The organism is Curtobacterium sp. 458 (assembly GCF_030406605.1).
Classification (GTDB): Bacteria; Actinomycetota; Actinomycetes; order Actinomycetales; family Microbacteriaceae; genus Curtobacterium.
On the sequence record NZ_CP129104.1, the window covers coordinates 3,148,367 to 3,165,558 of the forward strand.

The window sequence follows — 17,192 nt, forward strand, 5'->3', positions numbered from 1 at the left end:
CGCGGGTTCAGGCCTCCTTCGGGGCTGTCCAGGACAGGTCGAGCTCCCACTCCGCGACGGCACCGGCACCGAGCTGCCACACGTACTCGTTCTTCAGCTTCCGCCCGTCGTCGCGGAAGGGCCCCGTCCGGTACGGGTAGAACGCCACCGTCGGCAGGGTGCCGGGCGGCGCGGTCCGGATCGCGTTCGAGAAGTCCTTGTTCAACCGCCGCAGCTCGGCAATGACCGCGGGGCGAGCGGCGTCCGCGTCGAAGCCGTCCGCGTGTCCGCTCGCACCGGATGCCAACTGGAACGCGATGTGCAGCTGACGGTCCCCGTAGTCGTCCTCGTAGCTGATGAGCCGGTGGTTCTCCACGGCCTCGAGGAGCCCCGGATCGCCGTACACGACGTCCCGCACCACGTCGGGCGCGACCACCGCACCGTTGTAGTCGACGGAGAGGTCCGAGCGTCCGTAGTGGAACAGCAGCGGCAGGTCGAGCTCGGCGGAGTCCGCGAGCTCGTCGAACCCGTGCGACCGGAGCGTCTGCTGCAGCGAGCGCATCCGCACGACGTGCCCACGGTCGTGGATGTTGTAGCGGATCCGCGGGCTGATGTTCTCCGACCGGGTGATCGTCACGACGAGCTCGCCGCGGTCGTTCGTCTCGATGAGGTAGCCGAACGGGTTGAACTGGAACACCATCGGCAGGACGCCGTACTCCCCCTGCTTCGTGAGCGCCGCCGACAGCTCCGGCGACGCCGCGATCGCCCGCCGCAGCGCGACCGAGAACGGCGTCTCGATGCCGAGGTTGATCTCGAGGTCGCTCGCCCCGTACGACCCGAGCACCGCCTGCGCGTACTGCTCGATGTGGGCGCGCATGTTCTCGCTGATGCCCTCGCCGCCGAACGCCGCGACGATCGTGTAGCGGCTCCAGTCGAGCCGGTCGTCCTCGAACAGCGCCTTCAGGAACGGCGGGTAGCTGCAGATGATGTACGTGAAGTCGGGGCCGAACTCCCGCATCGTCTGCACGATCTTGTCGCGGTCCGGACCGATCGACTTGATCATCGACGACTCGGTGAGCGACGCCGTCACGTTCATGCCGGTCGCCCACGCCCCGAGCGAGAAGGCGTTCAGCACGAACGGCTGCTTCGGGAGGTCCTTCGCCGTCCGCGAGAACCCGAGTTGCAACAGCTGCCGGGTCGCCTGGCGCTCGTCCGGGCCGCGCACCCAGCTCGTCGGCGTGCCGCTCGAGCCGCTCGACTCGTCGACGACCACACCGCGGCGCGGGAGGCGCCCGTCGAGGCAGCGCTCCGGGATGCTCCACCGCTTGACGTACGAGTCCTTGTCCATCTCGGGCAGGCCCGCGAGCGCGGCGGCGATGCCACCGCGGGTGTCCAGACGGGAGGCACGCCCCTGTTCCTCCAGGAACGCCCGGTACGCGGGCACCCGCTTCGCCGCGCGCTCCGCCGTCCGCCAGGCACGCCAGCGCCCGAGGGTCCACCGCAGCGGCTCGATCCCCGGGGCGAGCAGGAGCTTGTGGGTCTGCACCCGCGGCATGAACAGGGCGACGAAGGTCTCGACGACCCACACGACGGAGAACACCGCCGCGCGCTTCACGAGTCCGCCCCGATCGTCATCGCCGACGCCGGACGCCGGTGCGCCAGCGGCGGTGGCGCGCTGTGCCCGAAGCGGAAGAGCATCCAGGCCATGTCACCCCCGGACTCGTCGACGCCCGCTCGCTCCACGAACGCTGCGTGCGAGCGCGGGTTCGTGATCACCGTGCCGAAGGGGTGCAGCGCGATGCCCCGCGCCGTGAAGTCGAGCCAGATGCGCATGAAGACCCGGCCGGCCTCGACGTACTCGGCCGGCGAGGAGAACGGGCCCTCCAACCAGCCGAGCTGCCGGACGCCCCGCATGGTCGCCAGGTACACGCGCTTGAACAGCCCGCCGACACCGGGCGCCTCCCACAGCCCGCGGTGCTCCATCGCGAACCGCAGCACCGGGCCGGGCATGAGCATCGTCTCGGCGGACAGACCGTCACCGGTCTCCGCGGACTGCCGCTTCGAGAAGCGCAACCAGTGCAGGATCTCCTCGTGGACGGCGTCGTTCCGGAGGTCGTCGAACAGCGTCTCCTGGTTGACCCGCACGATCTCGTCGACCGTCGCACGGTCGGCGGTCGACCGGAAGCGGTGCCCGGAGGCCGCCGCGATGTCGGCGGCGGCGGACACGGCGGCGGCGTCCACGAGGGTCGCGTCGTAGGGCCTGCGCGACGTGCGCCGCGCGGAGAACCGGGCCAGTGCCTCCCGGTCGTCCGCGGTGACCGCGTGCGGACGCAACGTGACCCGACCGAGCCGGTGCAGGTGGTCCGTCGGGTCACGGTCGAGCCGGGAGAAGTCCATCTCGGCGTGGTCGAGGTCCTCGGTCACCGCGAAGCCGTGCGCGCGGGCCACGACGTCGAGCCCCGCGAGGAAGACCCCGGCGCACACGTGCCCGAACGGGATGCCGAACGACTCGGCCGGCAAGCCCCGCCGCAGGTCGTAGTGCACGGTCGCGGTCCGGTCGTCCTCGACGCGGAGCACGATCGGCTGCGAGTTGTGCGGTGACGGGTAGTGCCGGGCGTCCTCGACGATGCCGGTCCACGGTGATGCCATCGTTCCCCCTCGGTGTCGTGCGCCGATGCTACCCACACCCCTCCGACGCGCATGCCCCCGGCGACATGCACGGGGCCCCCACGCGCCACGTGGGCGGCCACACGGGGCAGGACCACGCGTAGCCTGACGACATGACCGTGATCCGGACGGGGACCGACCTGGCCGACGTCGAGGACGTCATCCGCGGCATCGCGACCCACGGCGAGCGCTACCTCGCCCGGGTGTTCACCGTGCAGGAGCGCGTGGACACCGTCGACGACCCCGAGCGCCTCGCCGCCCGCTTCGCCGGCAAGGAGGCGGTCGTCAAGCTCCTCCGCCCGACGCGAACCGACCCCGTTCCCCTCACCGACGTCGCGGTCGTCCTCGACGAGCACGGAGCACCCACCGTCGAACTCGCCGGGGCGGCCGCGGCCCTCGCCGGGGCGATCGGCTGCGGACCGATCGCGATCTCGCTGTCGCACGAGCGCGGCCTCGCCGTCGCGACGGCCGTGGCACTGTCCGAGCGCTGACGTTGCGACGCGAGGCCCGGCGCCGCCCGCCCTCGACGTCTCTGTGCGTCCGCTCAGGCGCCTCGCGGGGTCGTGCGGTTTCGCGCACCCGGGAAGCGGCTTTCCGGGGAGCCATCCTCATTACGGTTGCCGCATGGACCAGGACCAGCAGACCAGCGCGACCGCCGTCGCGCTCGCCGACCCCAGCACCGAACAGGCCGTCCGCCGCGCCCTCGCCGACCACGGACGCCTCGTCGTCGACGCGTGGGACGTGGCCTCGATCGCGGACCTCTACGCGCTCGGGCTGACGTCGCACGCCACCGTGAACGTGATGCTCGCGGTCGAGAACGAACTCGACGTGGAGTTCCCCGACGCCGTGCTCAACCGATCGACGTTCGCGACCGTGGAGTCGATCGTGCACGCCGCCGGGCTCGCATCGTGACCGTGATCGACACGGCTCCGCCGACCGCGCCCGTCCCGGTCGTCACGGCAGCGCGCAGCGGGTCCGGACGTCGCGCTCGCCGCGCGGCGACCCCGGCCACCGCTCCCGCCTCCGCGGCGGGTGCCGCCACCGCATCTCCCGCCGCCGCTGCGGCTCCCGCCGCCGCCGCTTCTCCGGTCGCGAGCGCCGCCAGCGCCGCCGAGGCGGCCGTCACCGGCACGGACCCCTGCGGCCGGTTCGCGGCCCGCACCGCGCTCGTCGCCGACGTCGCACGGCTGTTCGCCGACGAGGTGGACCGGGACGCCCGACCCCCGCGCGAGGCGATCGCCGCGATGAAGGAGCACGGCCTCCTCGCCGCGGCCGTCCCGGTGGAGCTCGGTGGCGAAGGCGCCACCGTCGCCGAGCTGTCGGTCATCGCGACCGAGCTCGGACGGGCCTGCGCCGCCACCGCGATGGTCTTCGCGATGCACCAGGGCCAGGCGATGGCCCTGTGGCGGCACGGCGGCGACGGTGCCGGCGTGACCGACCTCGTGGCACGGGTGCGCGAGGGTGCGCTGCTCGCGTCCTCGACCACCGAGCGCGGCATCGGCGGCGACGCCCGCCGGAGCACCTGCGCCCTGGAGCCCGACGCCGACGGACGCATCCGGCTCCGCAAGGACGCCCCGGTCATCTCCTACGCCACCGAGGCGGACGCGATCCTCGTCACCGCTCGCCGGGACGTCGACGCCGCGGCCTCCGACCAGCGCGTCGTGGTCTGCCTGCCCGAGCAGACCACGCTCACGCAGACGTCGACGTGGGACACCCTCGGACTCCGGGGCACCTGCAGCAACGGTTGGGTGCTCGACGCGGAGACCACGGCCGACCACGTCCTCCGGGACGACTACGCCGCCGTCAGCGCCCGCACGGTGCTCCCGGTGTCGCACGTGCTCTGGGCGTCGGTGTGGCTCGGCATCGCCGCCGACGCCGCCGACCGCGCCCGCACGGCCGTCCGGAAGCAGGCACGCGCCACCGTCGGGTCGACCCCGCCCGGCGCGCTCCGGCTCGCCGAGCTGCTCGTCGAGCTGCAGTCGCTCGCCGACACCGTCCGGCACGCCGCGGAACGGTACGACGTCGTCGCCGAGGACACCGACGTCCTCGACTCCACGGCGTACGCCCTCTCCGCGAACGCCCTCAAGATCGGGGCGTCCGAGCGCGTCACCGACCTCGTCACCCGGTCCCTGCGCATCGTCGGGATCGCCGGGTACGCCGCGAGCGGTCCCGCCAGCATCGCCCGACACCTCCGAGACGCCCACGGCGCCGCCGTCATGGTGAGCAACGACCGTCTCCTCCACAACGACGCCGGCATGGCGCTCATGACGGGAGCACTCCTGTGACCATCCACCTCGACCACGACACCGCCGCGCCCGCCGTGGACAGCGCCGACGCCCTCGGCGCGGCCCGCGCCGAGCTGCGCGGCCGCCTGCTCGCCGACGGCGTCCTCCTCGACCTCGGCTCCCCCGGCCTCTACGGCCGCACGGGGGTGTTCGAGCGCGTGTACTCCGCCGTCGACGCCGCCGCGGTCCGCAGCCAGGCCGACCTCGACGCCGAGGTCCTGCGCTTCCCGCCGGTCGAGCCGCTGGCGTCCTTCGAGCGGACCGACTACATCGCCTCGTTCCCGGACCTCGCCGCCTCCATCTCCGGGTTCACCGGGGACGACCGGACGCACCGGGCGCTCCTGGCCGCCCGCGAGCGCGGGGAGCGCTGGGAGGGCTTCCTCGAACCCGCGGACCTCATGCTGACGCCGGCCGTCTGCCACCCCGTGTACGGCCTGGTCGGTGACTCGGTGCCCGAGGGCGGCCGCTCGTTCGACATCCTCGGCGACTCGTTCCGCCGTGAGCCGTCACTCGACCCGATGCGGCTCCAGGCGTTCCACATGCACGAGTTCGTGCACATCGGGACGCCCGCGTCCGCGAAGGCGCACCGCGATGACCGCATCCCGGTGATGCGCGCACTGCTCGAGTCGTTCGGCCTCGAGATCGACGTCGTGCCCGCGAACGACCCGTTCTTCGGCCGGGTCGGCCAGATGCTTGCCCGCAACCAGGTCGAGCAGGCGCTGAAGTTCGAGTTCGTGACCCCGGTCTACGGCCCGGACCACGACGCGACCGCCATCAGCTCCGCGAACCTGCACGAGGACCACTTCGGCACCGCGTTCGGCATCCGGAGCGCGGACGGCGCCGTCGCCCACAGTGCCTGCATCGCGTTCGGCCTGGAGCGCATCACCATCGCGCTCTTCGCCGCGCACGGCACCGACCCCGACGAGTGGCCGGCTGCCGTCCGCTCGGCGCTGGCGCTGTGAGCACCCTGCACGGTTGGTCCGGCTCCCCAGCCGTCCGCGTGGCCGTGCAGCTGCCGCCCGCCGCGCGGGCCGGGGTGGTGGTCGTCCCACCGCTCGGACAGGAGGGCGTGATCGCGTACCGCACCCTCCGCCTGCTGGCGGACCGCCTGGAGGCCCGTGGCGTGGCCGCGGTGCGCTACGACCCGTCCGGACGTGGTGACGCCGCCCCCGACACCGACCCGCACGCGCAGGTCCGGTCCGCGGGACACGCGGCCGCGCTGCTCCGCAGCACGGGTGTCGAGCGGATCGCCTTCGTCGGGCTGGCCTCCGCGGCGTTGATCGCCGCCGAGGCTGCCGGGGACGACGACGCGCTCGTCGTGTGGGACGCGCCGGCGTCCGGTCGTGCGTGGCTCCGCGGCCAACGGGCGCTCGCGACCATGACGATCGGTCCCGACCGCGTGGTCGACGGGTACGAGACGCTCGTCGGCATCGACCTGGACGCGGCCGAGGCGGACGTGCTCGGCGCGCTCGCCTACACCCCGCGGTCCGCGCCGACCGTGGCGTTCGTCCGCGAGGGTGCTCCGGCGCCCCGTGCGCTCGGCCCGGTCGAGCGGATCGAGGTCACCGGCAGCGCCGAGCTCCTCGACCGCACGAGCATGCACGCCCGGATCCCCGACGCCGCGGTGGACGCCGTGGTCTCCTGGCTCGACACCTGGGCCCCGGCGGCCCCCGTGCCCGTCCGGGAACCCGCACTGCACGAGGTGCTCGACGTCGACGGGCGGGTGTCGGAGCGCATGGTCCGGATCGGTCCCGAGGCCCTGTTCGGCATCGAGACGGTCTCGTCCGCGCAGCACCACGACGCTCCGACCGTCCTGCTGCACAACGGCTCGGCCGAGCACCGGGTGGGTGCCACGGACTACCAGGTCGCACTCGCCCGGGACCTCGCGCGCGACGGCGCACGGGTGCTCCGCATCGACCGACGCGGCACCGGCGAGAGCTCGGTGGTGCGCGCGGACGAGCGGGACTTCATGTTCGCGCAGGAGTGGATCGACGACCAGTCGGCGGTCGTCGACGCGCTCGACGTCCCGCCGGAGCGGCTCGCCCTCGTCGGGATGTGCGCCGGCGCCTGGCTCGCCGGTCGTGCGGTCGAGGAGGCTCCGCGGCTCGTCGTGGAGATCAGCCCGAACGACTACCGACGGACGCCGGCGGCCCCGGGGAGTTACGCGGACCACGTCCGTGCGGTGGACTCCCCGTCCGCCCGACGCCTCCGGGTCCGGGAGCTCTACAACCGCTGGGTGCCCGAACGACTCCGTGCGCGCATCGCTCGTCGGGACCGGGTGGGCGGTGTGGTGAGCCACGTCCGTCCGCTCGTGCAGCACGGCACCGACGTCGTGCTCGTCGTGGCACCGGAGGACGCCGAGCTGTTCGACCGGCTCGGCGGCCGCCGCGCGGTGAAGCGGTGGTCGGGCCAGGTGGACGTCGTGCGGGTGCCGGAGGGCGACCACGCGCTGTTCTCCCCCGCCATGCGCGCCGCCGTCCGGGCCGAGGTCCGCTCCCGCGTCGCCGCGACGTTCCCCGCCCACGTCTGACGTCCCTGCTCCACGAAACGCGCGCGTTTCGACGTCCCGCCCGTCGTTCGACACGTGGCACGTCGAAACGCGCGCGTTTCGTGGGCCCCGAGGTCCGGGTCAGGCGGCGAGGAGCGCGGCGACCGCAGCAGGGTGCTCGACGTGGGCGAAGTGGCCGCAGTCGTCGAGGAGCACCGTCCGGGCATCGGGGACGAGTGCGCGGAGCTCGTCGAGGTCCGCGGGGCGTGCGAACACGTCGTCGCGCCCGAGCACGGCGACCACCGGGCACCCGATCGTCGCCCAGCGCCCGGTGTCGTACGCCGCAGCGGAGCGGGCAGCGGCCGTGAACCCCCGCGGCCGGAGCTCGCGCACGAACGCGTCGAGCACGCTGCGGTCGAGCCGACCGACGTGCGTGAACACCGGCGCCGCGAACAGCCGCAGCAGCCCGACGGCAGCGAGTCCGCGGAGGAGCGGGACCGCTGCACGCCCGGTCACGAGGAGTCCGGCGCGGAGGAGCGTGTAGGCCGGGAGCGTCCGGAGGGCCCGCCACGGGTGCCGGGCAGCACGGACCGTGGCGGCGGTCGTCGGCGAGACGAGCAGGAGCGAGTGCACGCGCGCCGGCAGCACGACCGCGAGGTGGAGTCCGACGAACGCGCCCATCGAGTGCCCGATGACCTGTACGGGCCCGGTGCCGAGCGCGTCGAGGACCGTCGACACGGCCACGGCAGCGTCGTCGATCGACACCGGCGCCGGCGGGGTCGGTGACGCGCCCCAGCCGGGCAGGTCGAGCAGGACCACCCCGCGGCCGCGGAAGCCGTCAGCCGCGTCGAGCAGCGGTGTCCACGTGGTCCACGACCCGGCGACGCCGTGCAGGAGCAGGACGGGGTCCGGACCGGGCCGGTGGTGGACCACCACGGAGCCGACCGGGGTGGACACGGTCGTACGGTCGAGCGACCAGCGAGCGGGGTCGTCCCGAAGCGGGGACGGCGCGTAGGCGCCGTTGCGCGGAGCGACCGCGCCGTCGACCGGTCGTCCGTCGGTGAGCCGCACCGTGCCTCCAGTCCGTCCGGACGCGTCAGCGTCCTCAGGAGGGGTTCGGAACGCTAGCCGACGGCGACGGGTGCCGCGCAGGCGGCGAGCCGGTCGAGGGCAGCGCGGTACTCGGCGACGTCGCGCTGCAGGCCGGGCTCGGTGATGATCGACGCCTTGATGCGCCCCTGCACGTCGATGACGAAGGTCGCCCGGGTGGCGAAGCCCTTCTTGTCGAGGAACACGCCGTACTCCTTCGACACCGCGCCGTGCGGCCAGAAGTCCGCGAGGAGCTCGAAGTCGTAGCCGTTGGCCTCGGCGAAGGAGCGGAGCGTGGCCTTCGAGTCGACGGAGATGCCGATGAGCTCGACACGCTGGTCCTGGAACATCGCGATGTTGTCCTGCAGGACGCAGAGCTCGTTGGTGCAGCCGGACGAGAACGCGAGGGGGAAGAAGACGAGGGCGACGGGGCGGATGCCGCGGAAGTCGCTGAGGCGGACGTGCTCGCCGAACTGGTTCGGGAGCTCGAAGTCCGGCGCGAGGGAGCCGATCTCCAGTGCCATCGGTGCGTGTGCTTCTTCCTCGGGCGTGGTGTGTGCCCGTGTCCCGTGCAGGCGCGGGTCACGCGTGCACGATCGGCAATCGTACGCCGACGTCACCCGAATGCAAGCGCACGTCCACGTGCACGTCACCATCAGGCTCACGGTCGGTGGTGGGGCCTAGAGTGGTGGGGGTTTCCCTCAGGTCCGACCCGACCGCCGGAACCCGCCATGTCCACCACCACGAGAACGAACGAGGTCAAGGGTGACGGTGAACGACCAGGACCCGTACAGCGCCGGCAGCAACGACCAGGACCCGGAGGAGACCGCCGAGTGGCGTGAGTCCCTCGACGGTCTGGTGCAGACCCACGGCCACCAGCGTGGCCGCGAGATCATGCTCAGCCTGCTCAAGCGGTCCAAGGAACTGCACCTCGGTGTGCCGATGGTCCCCACGACGGACTACGTGAACACCATCGCTCCGGAGAACGAGCCCGAGTTCCCCGGCGACGAGGAGCTCGAGCGCCGCTACCGCCGGTGGATCCGCTGGAACGCCGCGATCACGGTGCACCGTGCCCAGCGCCCGGGCATCGCCGTGGGCGGGCACATCTCGACCTACGCGTCGAGCGCCGCGATGTACGAGGTCGGCTACAACCACTTCTTCCGCGCGCAGGACCACCCCTCCGGCGGCGACCAGGTCTTCTTCCAGGGCCACGCCTCCCCCGGCATGTACGCCCGCGCCTACATGGAGGGCCGCCTCAGCGAGGACCAGCTCGACGGCTTCCGGCAGGAGAAGTCCCACGCCGGCGGCGGGCTGTCCTCGTACCCGCACCCGCGTCTCATGCCGCACTTCTGGCAGTTCCCGACCGTGTCGATGGGCATCGGCCCGATCAACGCGATCTACCAGGCGCAGCAGGCCAAGTACCTGTCGAACCGTGGCATCAAGGACGCGTCCGACCAGCAGGTCTGGGCGTTCCTCGGCGACGGCGAGATGGACGAGGTCGAGTCGCGCGGGCAGCTCCAGGTCGCCGCGAACGACGGTCTCGACAACCTGAACTTCGTGATCAACTGCAACCTGCAGCGTCTCGACGGTCCGGTGCGCGGCAACGGCAAGATCATCCAGGAGCTCGAGGCGTTCTTCCGCGGTGCCGGCTGGAACGTCATCAAGGTCGTCTGGGGCCGTGAATGGGACGACCTGCTCGCCCGCGACACCGAGGGTGCGCTGCTCAACCTCATGAACGCCACGCCGGACGGCGACTACCAGACGTACAAGGCCGAGAACGGCGCCTACGTCCGCGAGAACTTCTTCGGGCGCGACCCGAAGGCGCTCGAGCTGGTCAAGGACTACACCGACGACCAGATCTGGAACCTCAAGCGCGGTGGCCACGACTACCGCAAGGTCTACGCCGCGTTCAAGGCCGCGACCGAGCACAAGGGCCAGCCGACCGTCATCCTCGCGAAGACGGTCAAGGGCTACGGCCTCGGCCCGAGCTTCGAGGGCCGCAACGCGACCCACCAGATGAAGAAGCTCACGCTCGACAACCTCAAGCAGTTCCGCGACGAGATGCGCATCCCGATCTCCGACGCGCAGCTCGAGGAGAACCCCTACACGCCGCCGTACTACCACCCGGGGAACGACGACGAGGCGATCCAGTACATGCACGAGCGCCGCCGCGAACTCGGTGGCTACGTGCCGGAGCGCCGGACGAAGTACACGCAGGTCACCCTGCCCGACGACTCGAAGTACCAGGTCGTCAAGAAGGGCTCCGGCAAGCAGGAGGTCGCCACCACGATGGCGTTCGCCCGCCTGCTCAAGGACCTGCTGCGCTCGCCCGACTTCGGTGACCGCGTCGTCCCGATCATCCCGGACGAGGCGCGCACGTTCGGCATGGACGCGTACTTCCCGACCGCGAAGATCTACAACCCGAACGGTCAGCACTACACGTCGGTCGACCGCGAGCTCCTCCTGGCCTACAAGGAGAGCCCGCAGGGCCAGATCATCCACGTCGGCATCAACGAGGCGGGCGCCCTCGCGGCGTTCACCGCGGTCGGCACCTCGTACTCGACGCAGGGCGAGCCGCTCATCCCGGTCTACGTCTTCTACTCGATGTTCGGGTTCCAGCGCACCGGTGACGCGATCTGGGCCGCCGGCGACCAGATGACCCGCGGGTTCATGATCGGCGCGACCGCCGGCCGGACGACCCTGACGGGTGAGGGCCTCCAGCACGCCGACGGCCACTCGCTGCTCCTCGCGGCGACGAACCCGGCCGTCGTGTCCTACGACCCCGCCTACGGGTACGAGATCGGCCACATCGTGAAGGCCGGCCTCGAGCGCATGTACGGCACGAACGAGGACGGCTCGCCGAAGCACGCCGACCCGAACGTCATGTACTACCTCACGGTCTACAACGAGCCGCTCGTCCAGCCGGCCGAGCCGGAGGGCGTCGACGCCGAGGGCATCGTCAAGGGCATGTACCTCCTCAAGCCGAGCGAGCAGGACGGGCCGAAGGCACAGCTCCTCGCCTCCGGTGTCGCCGTGCCGTGGATCCTCGAGGCGCAGCAGCTCCTCGCCGAGGACTGGGGCGTGTCGGCGGACGTCTGGAGCGTCACGAGCTGGGGTGAGCTGTACCGCGACGGTCTCGACGCGGAGCAGCACGCGTTCCTCAACCCGAACGAGGCCCCTCGGACGCCGTACGTCACCGAGCGCCTGCTCGGTACCGAGGGCCCGGTCGTGGCGGTGAGCGACTTCATGCACCAGGTGCAGGAGCAGATCCGCCCGTTCGTGCCGACCGACTACGCCACGCTCGGCGCCGACGGTTTCGGCTTCTCGGACACCCGTCCGGCAGCCCGCCGCTTCTTCCACATCGACGGCCCCTCGGTCGTCGTGCGGACGCTGCAGCAGCTCGCGAAGCAGGGCAAGGTCGACCACGCCCTCGTGCAGCAGGCCATCGACAAGTACCGCCTGCACGACGTCACCGCCGGCACCACCGGCAGCGCGGGCGGCGAGAGCTGAGTTGTCGACTCCCCGCACCGACCCTGCCGTGAGCCAGCAGAGCGACCGCGACCGCGCGCTCTCCTGGCTCCGGCAGGTGTCGGGCGAACTCTCCACCGCGACGATCAAGCGGCTCGAGGACACGCTGCCCTGGTACAGCGAGATGCCGCCGGGTCGTCGTTCGGCCGTGGGCCTCGTCGCACAGGCCGGCATCACGTCGTTCATCAGCTGGCTCGAGGGCACCGCGTCCACCCCGTGGATCGCCGCGGCCGACGTCTTCGGCTCGGCACCGCGTGAACTCCTCCGCTCGGTGAGCCTGCAGCAGACCCTGCAGCTCATCCGGGTGGTCGTGACCGTGGTCGAGGAGCGCGCCAAGGACGACGAGATGCTGCAGGAGGCGATCCTCAAGTACTCGCGGGACATCGCCTTCGCGGCCGCCGACGTCTACGCCCGTGCGGCCGAGGCCCGCGGGCTCTGGGACGCCCGACTCGAGGCGCTGGTGGTCGACTCGATCCTCTCGGGCGAGTACGACGACGAGCTGCCCTCCCGGATCGCGGCGCTCGGGTGGCACGGCCACGGCGAGGTCGCGGTGCTCGTCGGCACCGCACCGAAGCAGCTCGAGGTCGACCAGATCCGCCGGACCGCGCGCCACATGGACGCCGACGTGCTCATCGGCGTGCAGGGGTCACGGCTCGTGGTCGTCATCGGCCGGGCCACCCCTCGCGACGACGTCCCCGAGGGTGAGGACCCGGTGTCCTTCACCGCGATCGCCCAGGCCCTCGAGCCGTCGTTCGGTGAGGGCCACCTCGTGCTCGGCAACGAGGTCCCCGGTGTGGTCGACGCATCGACCAGCGCCAAGGCCGCCCTGGCCGGGTTCGCCGTGGCGCGGGCGTGGCGCGGGGCACCCCGTCCGGCACTCGCCGACGACCTGCTGCCCGAACGGGCCCTCGCCGGCGATCCGCTCGCACGGTCCGCCCTCGTCCAGCGTATCTACGTCCCGCTCAAGGACCAGTCGACCGAGCTCCTGCAGACGCTCTGGTGCTACCTCGACACGGGGCGCTCGCTCGAGGCCACCGCCCGTGAGCTCTTCGTGCACCCGAACACCGTCCGGTACCGCCTCCGTCGCGTGGCGGACATCATCGGATGGGACGCCACGCACGCCCGCGACGCCCTCATCGTCCAGTCGGCACTCATCCTCGGCGCCATGTCCGAGTCGGCGTCCGGCCGGCGCCGTCTGCCCCAGCGCCGTTGAGCCGTACGGCACCCGCTGCCGTGGGTCGGCCCCGGAACGCATCGCAGGTTGTAGGACATCGCACAATGTCGCGCGGGGATTCGTGTGGGAAGCCCACACGGACCCCGCGTGCCGTCCCCGGCAGGATTGTCCGGTGATCGTCGTCGTCGCGCCCGGACAGGGCTCCCAGACCCCAGGTTTCCTCGCCCCCTGGCTCGAGGACCCCGCAGTCCGTGACCGTGTCGGAGCCTGGTCGGACGCCGTCGGCGTCGACCTCGTCGAACACGGCACCGTCTCGGACGCCGAGACGATCAAGGACACCGCGCTCGCGCAGCCGCTCATCGTGGCCGCCGGGCTGATCACCGCCGACGCACTGCTCGCCGACGGTCGCCGCGAGCTGGTCGGTGGCGTGGCCGGACACTCGGTCGGCGAGTTCACCGCCGCCGCCGTCGCCGGCATCATCGAGCCGACCGACGCCCTGACGCTCGTCGCCGAACGCGGCCGCGCGATGGCGGACGCCGCAGCGCTCGAACCGACCTCCATGGCCGCGGTCCTCGGTGGCGACGCGGACGCGGTCGCCGCAGCGCTCGACGCCCGCGGTCTCGTGCCCGCGAACCACAACGGCGGCGGCCAGACCGTCGTCGCCGGAGCTGCCGACGCGATCGCCGACCTCGCTGCGGACCCGCCGGCGAAGGCCCGGGTCGTGCCGCTGGCCGTCGCGGGTGCGTTCCACACGCGGTACATGGCCCCGGCGGTCGACCGTGTCGCGCCGGTGGCCGCGGCCGCCACGGTGCAGGACCCCACGCTCCCGATCTGGACCAACGCCGACGGCTCCCGCGTCGACGACGGCCGACAGTTCGTCGACCTGATGGTCCAGCAGATCGCGAACCCCGTGCACTGGGACGCCGTGATGGAGACGTTCTCCGCCGCCGGCGTCACCGGCATCATCGAACTGGCCCCGGCCGGTGCGCTGGTCGGCCTCGCCAAGCGCGGCCTCCGCGGCACCCCGACCGTGGCGATCAAGACCCCCGACGACCTGCCCGCAGCCATCGAGCTGCTGCAGGCCGCGAAGACGGAAGCAGAGGCGACCGCGTGACGGACGCGACCGACAGCACCAACCCGACCCGTGCCTCCCGGCCGATGCTCCAGCAGCGTCGCGGCCACGAGTTCACCCGCATCCTCGCGTACGGCGCCGCCCGCGGCGAGAACGTCGTGCCGAACGACGACCTGGTCGGCCCGATCGACTCCTCCGACGAGTGGATCCGGCAGCGCACCGGCATCGTCACGCGCAAGCGTGCAGGAGCCGACACCGAGGCCGTCGACCTCGCCGAGGCCGCCGCACGTGAGGCCATCGCGAAGGCCGGCATCGAGCCGTCGCAGATCGGTGTCGTCCTGGTGAGCACCGTGACGCACACGGTCGCGACCCCGTCGATGGCCTCGCTGCTCGCCGAGCGGATCGGCGCGACCCCCGCCGCCGCGTACGACGTCAGCGCCGCGTGCGCCGGGTACGCGTACGGCATCGCGCAGGCCGACTCGTTCATCAAGTCCGGCCTCGCCGACCACGTCCTGGTCATCGGTGCCGAGAAGCTCAGCGACGTCGTCGACCCGACCGACCGCTCGATCTCGTTCCTCCTCGGGGACGGCGCCGGTGCGGCCGTCGTCGGTCCGAGCGAGTTCCCCGGCATCGCGCCGACGATCTGGGGTTCGGACGGCTCGAAGTGGGACGCGATCGGCATGACCGCGACCTACAACGAGTGGGCAGCCGGCGCGCCGCGCCCGACGATGCGGCAGGCCGGTCAGACGGTGTTCCGCTGGGCCGTCTGGGAGATGGTGAAGGTCGCCCGCGAGGCGATCGAGGCCGCGGGCGTCCGCCCGGAGGACCTCGCCGCGTTCGTGCCGCACCAGGCCAACATCCGCATCATCGACGAGTTCGCCAAGCAGCTCGGTCTGCCCGACACGGTGGCCATCGCCCGCGACATCACGACCACCGGCAACACCTCCGCCGCGAGCATCCCGCTCGCGACCCACCGGCTGCTCGAGGAACACCCCGAGCTGTCCGGCGGCCTGGCCCTGCAGATCGGCTTCGGTGCCGGTCTCGTGTTCGGCGCCCAGGTCGTCGTCCTCCCCTAGTCCCCGAGCCTCCGCGCACGAGCACTGCCCGTGCCCTAGGCTGGTCCACGGTCAAACGACACCCCCCTCAAGGAGAATCCCCATGGCCCTGTCCAACGAAGAAGTCCTCGCCGGCCTGGCCGAGCTGATCAACGACGAGACCGGCATCGCGACCGACACCGTCGCCGCCGACAAGTCGTTCACCGACGACCTCGACATCGACTCCATCTCGATGATGACCATCGTCGTGAACGCCGAGGAGAAGTTCGACGTGAAGATCCCGGACGAAGAGGTCAAGAACCTCAAGACCGTGGGCGACGCCGTCGACTACATCGTCAAGGCGCAGGCCTGACGCGAGCTTCCTGAGCGCCGCGGCCCCGGCGGAACAGCCGCGGGCCGCGGCGCTCGACTCGTCCACCCCCGGACCGGCAGCGCCGGCCCGACCCGGCCCGGCGTTCGTCGGTCCGACCCGGCCCGGCGTTCGTCGGTCCGACCCGGCTCCGTCCGGCTCCGCCACGAGCGGCCGGACGTCCTCACGAAAGAACACGTCGTTCCATGACCAACAAGACCGTCGTCGTCACCGGGATCGGTGCGATCACACCCCTCGCCGCGACCGCCCCGGAGACGTGGGAGGCGCTGCTCGCCGGCAAGTCCGGCATCACCCGCATCGAGGACCCGCGCTACGCCGAGCTCGAACTCCCCGTGGAGTTCGCCGGCCAGGCGCGCCGCTTCGTCACCGACCAGCTCACCCGTCCGGAGACCAAGCGCTTCGACCCCTCGTCGCAGCTCTCGCTCATCGCCGCCCGCGAAGCCTGGGCCGACGCCGGCATCGACGCCGAGTCCGTCGTGCCCGAGCGCCTCATCGTCGACTGGGCGACCGGCATCGGCGGCGTCAACACGCTCCTCGACGCCTGGGACACCCTGCGCGAGAAGGGTCCGCGCCGCGTCATGCCGATGACGGTGCCGATGCTCATGGCGAACGGCCCGGCCGCCGCCATCGAGATGGAGTTCGGCGCCCGCGGCGGTGCTCGCACGTACCTCTCCGCCTGCGCCTCCTCCACCGAGTCCCTCGCCGAGGCGTACCGCCACGTCGCGACCGGCGAGGCCGACATCGTCATCGCCGGTGGCGCCGAGGCCGCGCTGCACCCGCTGCCGCTCGCCGCGTTCGCAGCGATGCAGGCGCTGTCGCGTCGCAACGACTCCCCCGAGACGGCTTCGCGCCCGTACGACGTCACGCGCGACGGCTTCGTGCTCGGAGACGGCGCCGCGGCGCTCATCCTCGAGACCAAGGAGCACGCGGAGGCACGCGGCGCGAAGATCTACGCCGAGATCGCCGGTGCCGGAATCACGTCGGACGCGTTCCACATCACCGCGCCGGACCCCGAGGGCAGCGCCGCCGCCCGTGCGGTCCTCCAGGCGCTCGAGCACGCCGGTGCCGCCCGCGAGGACGTCGTCCACGTCAACGCGCACGCCACCTCCACGCCGGTGGGTGACGTCGCCGAGTACCACGCCATGCGTCGCGTCTTCGGCGACCACCTCGACGACGTCGTGGTCTCGGCCACGAAGGCGTCGACGGGGCACCTGCTCGGTGGCGCCGGCGCGATCGAGGCCGTGTTCACGGTCCTCGCGCTGCACAACCGGGTGGCGCCGCCGACGATCAACCTCACGGACCAGGACCCGGAGATCGTCATGGACGTGGCGCGCGAGCCGCGCCAGCTGCCGGACGGCGACCTGCTGGCGGTGAGCAACTCGTTCGGCTTCGGCGGGCACAACGCCGTGGTGGCGTTCCGCAACGCGTAGTCGCGCCGGTCGCGCTGGTCGCGTCCGCGACGCCGGTCGCGCCGGTCGCGTTCGT

Annotated in this window: 15 protein-coding genes; 11 read left to right on the plus strand and 4 right to left on the minus strand. The window is 72.1% G+C overall.

All coding sequences use genetic code 11. The features are described 5' to 3' along the window. Nucleotides 1-7: 7 nt before the first annotated feature. Together QPJ90_RS15275 and QPJ90_RS15280 are read right to left on the minus strand one after the other, a co-directional pair. Complete coding sequence (locus QPJ90_RS15275; protein ID WP_290132001.1) at nt 8-1,594, minus strand: CoF synthetase; 1,587 nt, start codon at nt 1,592-1,594, stop codon at nt 8-10. Next, complete coding sequence (locus QPJ90_RS15280) at nt 1,591-2,628, minus strand: hypothetical protein (protein WP_290132002.1); 1,038 nt, start codon at nt 2,626-2,628, stop codon at nt 1,591-1,593. The genes QPJ90_RS15275 and QPJ90_RS15280 overlap by 4 nt, the downstream gene beginning before the upstream one ends. A 131-nt stretch (nt 2,629-2,759) precedes the next feature. Between QPJ90_RS15280 and QPJ90_RS15285 the strand changes: the two genes are divergently transcribed. The 5 genes from QPJ90_RS15285 (at nt 2,760) to QPJ90_RS15305 (ending at nt 7,461) form a co-directional block, all read left to right on the plus strand. Beyond that, the gene (locus QPJ90_RS15285) at nt 2,760-3,137 is read left to right on the plus strand and encodes a 4'-phosphopantetheinyl transferase superfamily protein (protein ID WP_290132003.1); all 378 of its coding nucleotides are present in this window, start codon (nt 2,760-2,762) and stop codon (nt 3,135-3,137) included. Nucleotides 3,138-3,270: 133 nt separating this feature from the next. Next, on the plus strand, nt 3,271-3,558 hold the full coding sequence (locus QPJ90_RS15290) for an acyl carrier protein (protein WP_290132004.1): 288 nt from the start codon (nt 3,271-3,273) through the stop codon (nt 3,556-3,558). Beyond that, entirely contained in the window at nt 3,555-4,931 is a 1,377-nt protein-coding gene (locus QPJ90_RS15295) for an acyl-CoA dehydrogenase family protein (RefSeq protein WP_290132005.1), read from the plus strand. Before QPJ90_RS15290 ends, QPJ90_RS15295 begins: the two co-directional genes overlap by 4 nt. Then, nucleotides 4,928-5,893, plus strand: a complete 966-nt coding sequence (locus tag QPJ90_RS15300) for an amino acid--[acyl-carrier-protein] ligase (RefSeq protein ID WP_290132006.1) — start codon at nt 4,928-4,930, stop codon at nt 5,891-5,893. The genes QPJ90_RS15295 and QPJ90_RS15300 overlap by 4 nt, the downstream gene beginning before the upstream one ends. Then, nucleotides 5,890-7,461 carry an alpha/beta fold hydrolase gene (locus tag QPJ90_RS15305; protein WP_290132007.1) on the plus strand — a complete coding sequence of 524 codons (1,572 nt, stop codon included), beginning with the start codon at nt 5,890-5,892 and terminating at the stop codon, nt 7,459-7,461. Before QPJ90_RS15300 ends, QPJ90_RS15305 begins: the two co-directional genes overlap by 4 nt. Before the next feature lie 99 nt (nt 7,462-7,560). Here QPJ90_RS15305 and QPJ90_RS15310 read toward each other — a convergent pair whose 3' ends face one another. Both QPJ90_RS15310 and QPJ90_RS15315 read right to left on the minus strand, forming a co-directional pair. Then, nucleotides 7,561-8,376 (minus strand): alpha/beta hydrolase, encoded by an 816-nt coding sequence (locus QPJ90_RS15310; RefSeq protein WP_290132008.1) that lies wholly within the window; start codon nt 8,374-8,376, stop codon nt 7,561-7,563. Between the two features lie 167 nt (nt 8,377-8,543). Next, a complete protein-coding gene (locus QPJ90_RS15315; RefSeq protein ID WP_290132009.1) occupies nt 8,544-9,032 on the minus strand; it encodes a peroxiredoxin in 489 nt (162 codons plus the stop codon). Between the two features lie 241 nt (nt 9,033-9,273). Between QPJ90_RS15315 and aceE the strand changes: the two genes are divergently transcribed. From aceE to fabF, 6 genes are all read left to right on the plus strand, one after another. Next, on the plus strand, nt 9,274-12,018 hold the full coding sequence (aceE, locus tag QPJ90_RS15320; RefSeq protein ID WP_290132010.1) for a pyruvate dehydrogenase (acetyl-transferring), homodimeric type: 2,745 nt from the start codon (nt 9,274-9,276) through the stop codon (nt 12,016-12,018). 28 nt (nt 12,019-12,046) lie between these two features. Continuing rightward, nucleotides 12,047-13,249, plus strand: coding sequence for a PucR family transcriptional regulator (locus tag QPJ90_RS15325; RefSeq protein ID WP_290132011.1), 1,203 nt, complete (start codon nt 12,047-12,049; stop codon nt 13,247-13,249). Nucleotides 13,250-13,382: 133 nt separating this feature from the next. Next, nucleotides 13,383-14,324 (plus strand): ACP S-malonyltransferase, encoded by a 942-nt coding sequence (locus QPJ90_RS15330; protein ID WP_290132012.1) that lies wholly within the window; start codon nt 13,383-13,385, stop codon nt 14,322-14,324. 44 nt (nt 14,325-14,368) lie between these two features. Continuing rightward, nucleotides 14,369-15,358: a beta-ketoacyl-ACP synthase III gene (locus QPJ90_RS15335; protein ID WP_290134249.1), complete on the plus strand. Its 990-nt coding sequence runs from the start codon at nt 14,369-14,371 to the stop codon at nt 15,356-15,358. Between the two features lie 82 nt (nt 15,359-15,440). After that, nucleotides 15,441-15,689 (plus strand): acyl carrier protein, encoded by a 249-nt coding sequence (locus QPJ90_RS15340; protein ID WP_022903951.1) that lies wholly within the window; start codon nt 15,441-15,443, stop codon nt 15,687-15,689. Between the two features lie 203 nt (nt 15,690-15,892). Next, nucleotides 15,893-17,137 carry a beta-ketoacyl-ACP synthase II gene (fabF, locus tag QPJ90_RS15345; protein ID WP_290132013.1) on the plus strand — a complete coding sequence of 415 codons (1,245 nt, stop codon included), beginning with the start codon at nt 15,893-15,895 and terminating at the stop codon, nt 17,135-17,137. The last annotated feature ends 55 nt before the right edge of the window (nt 17,138-17,192 follow it).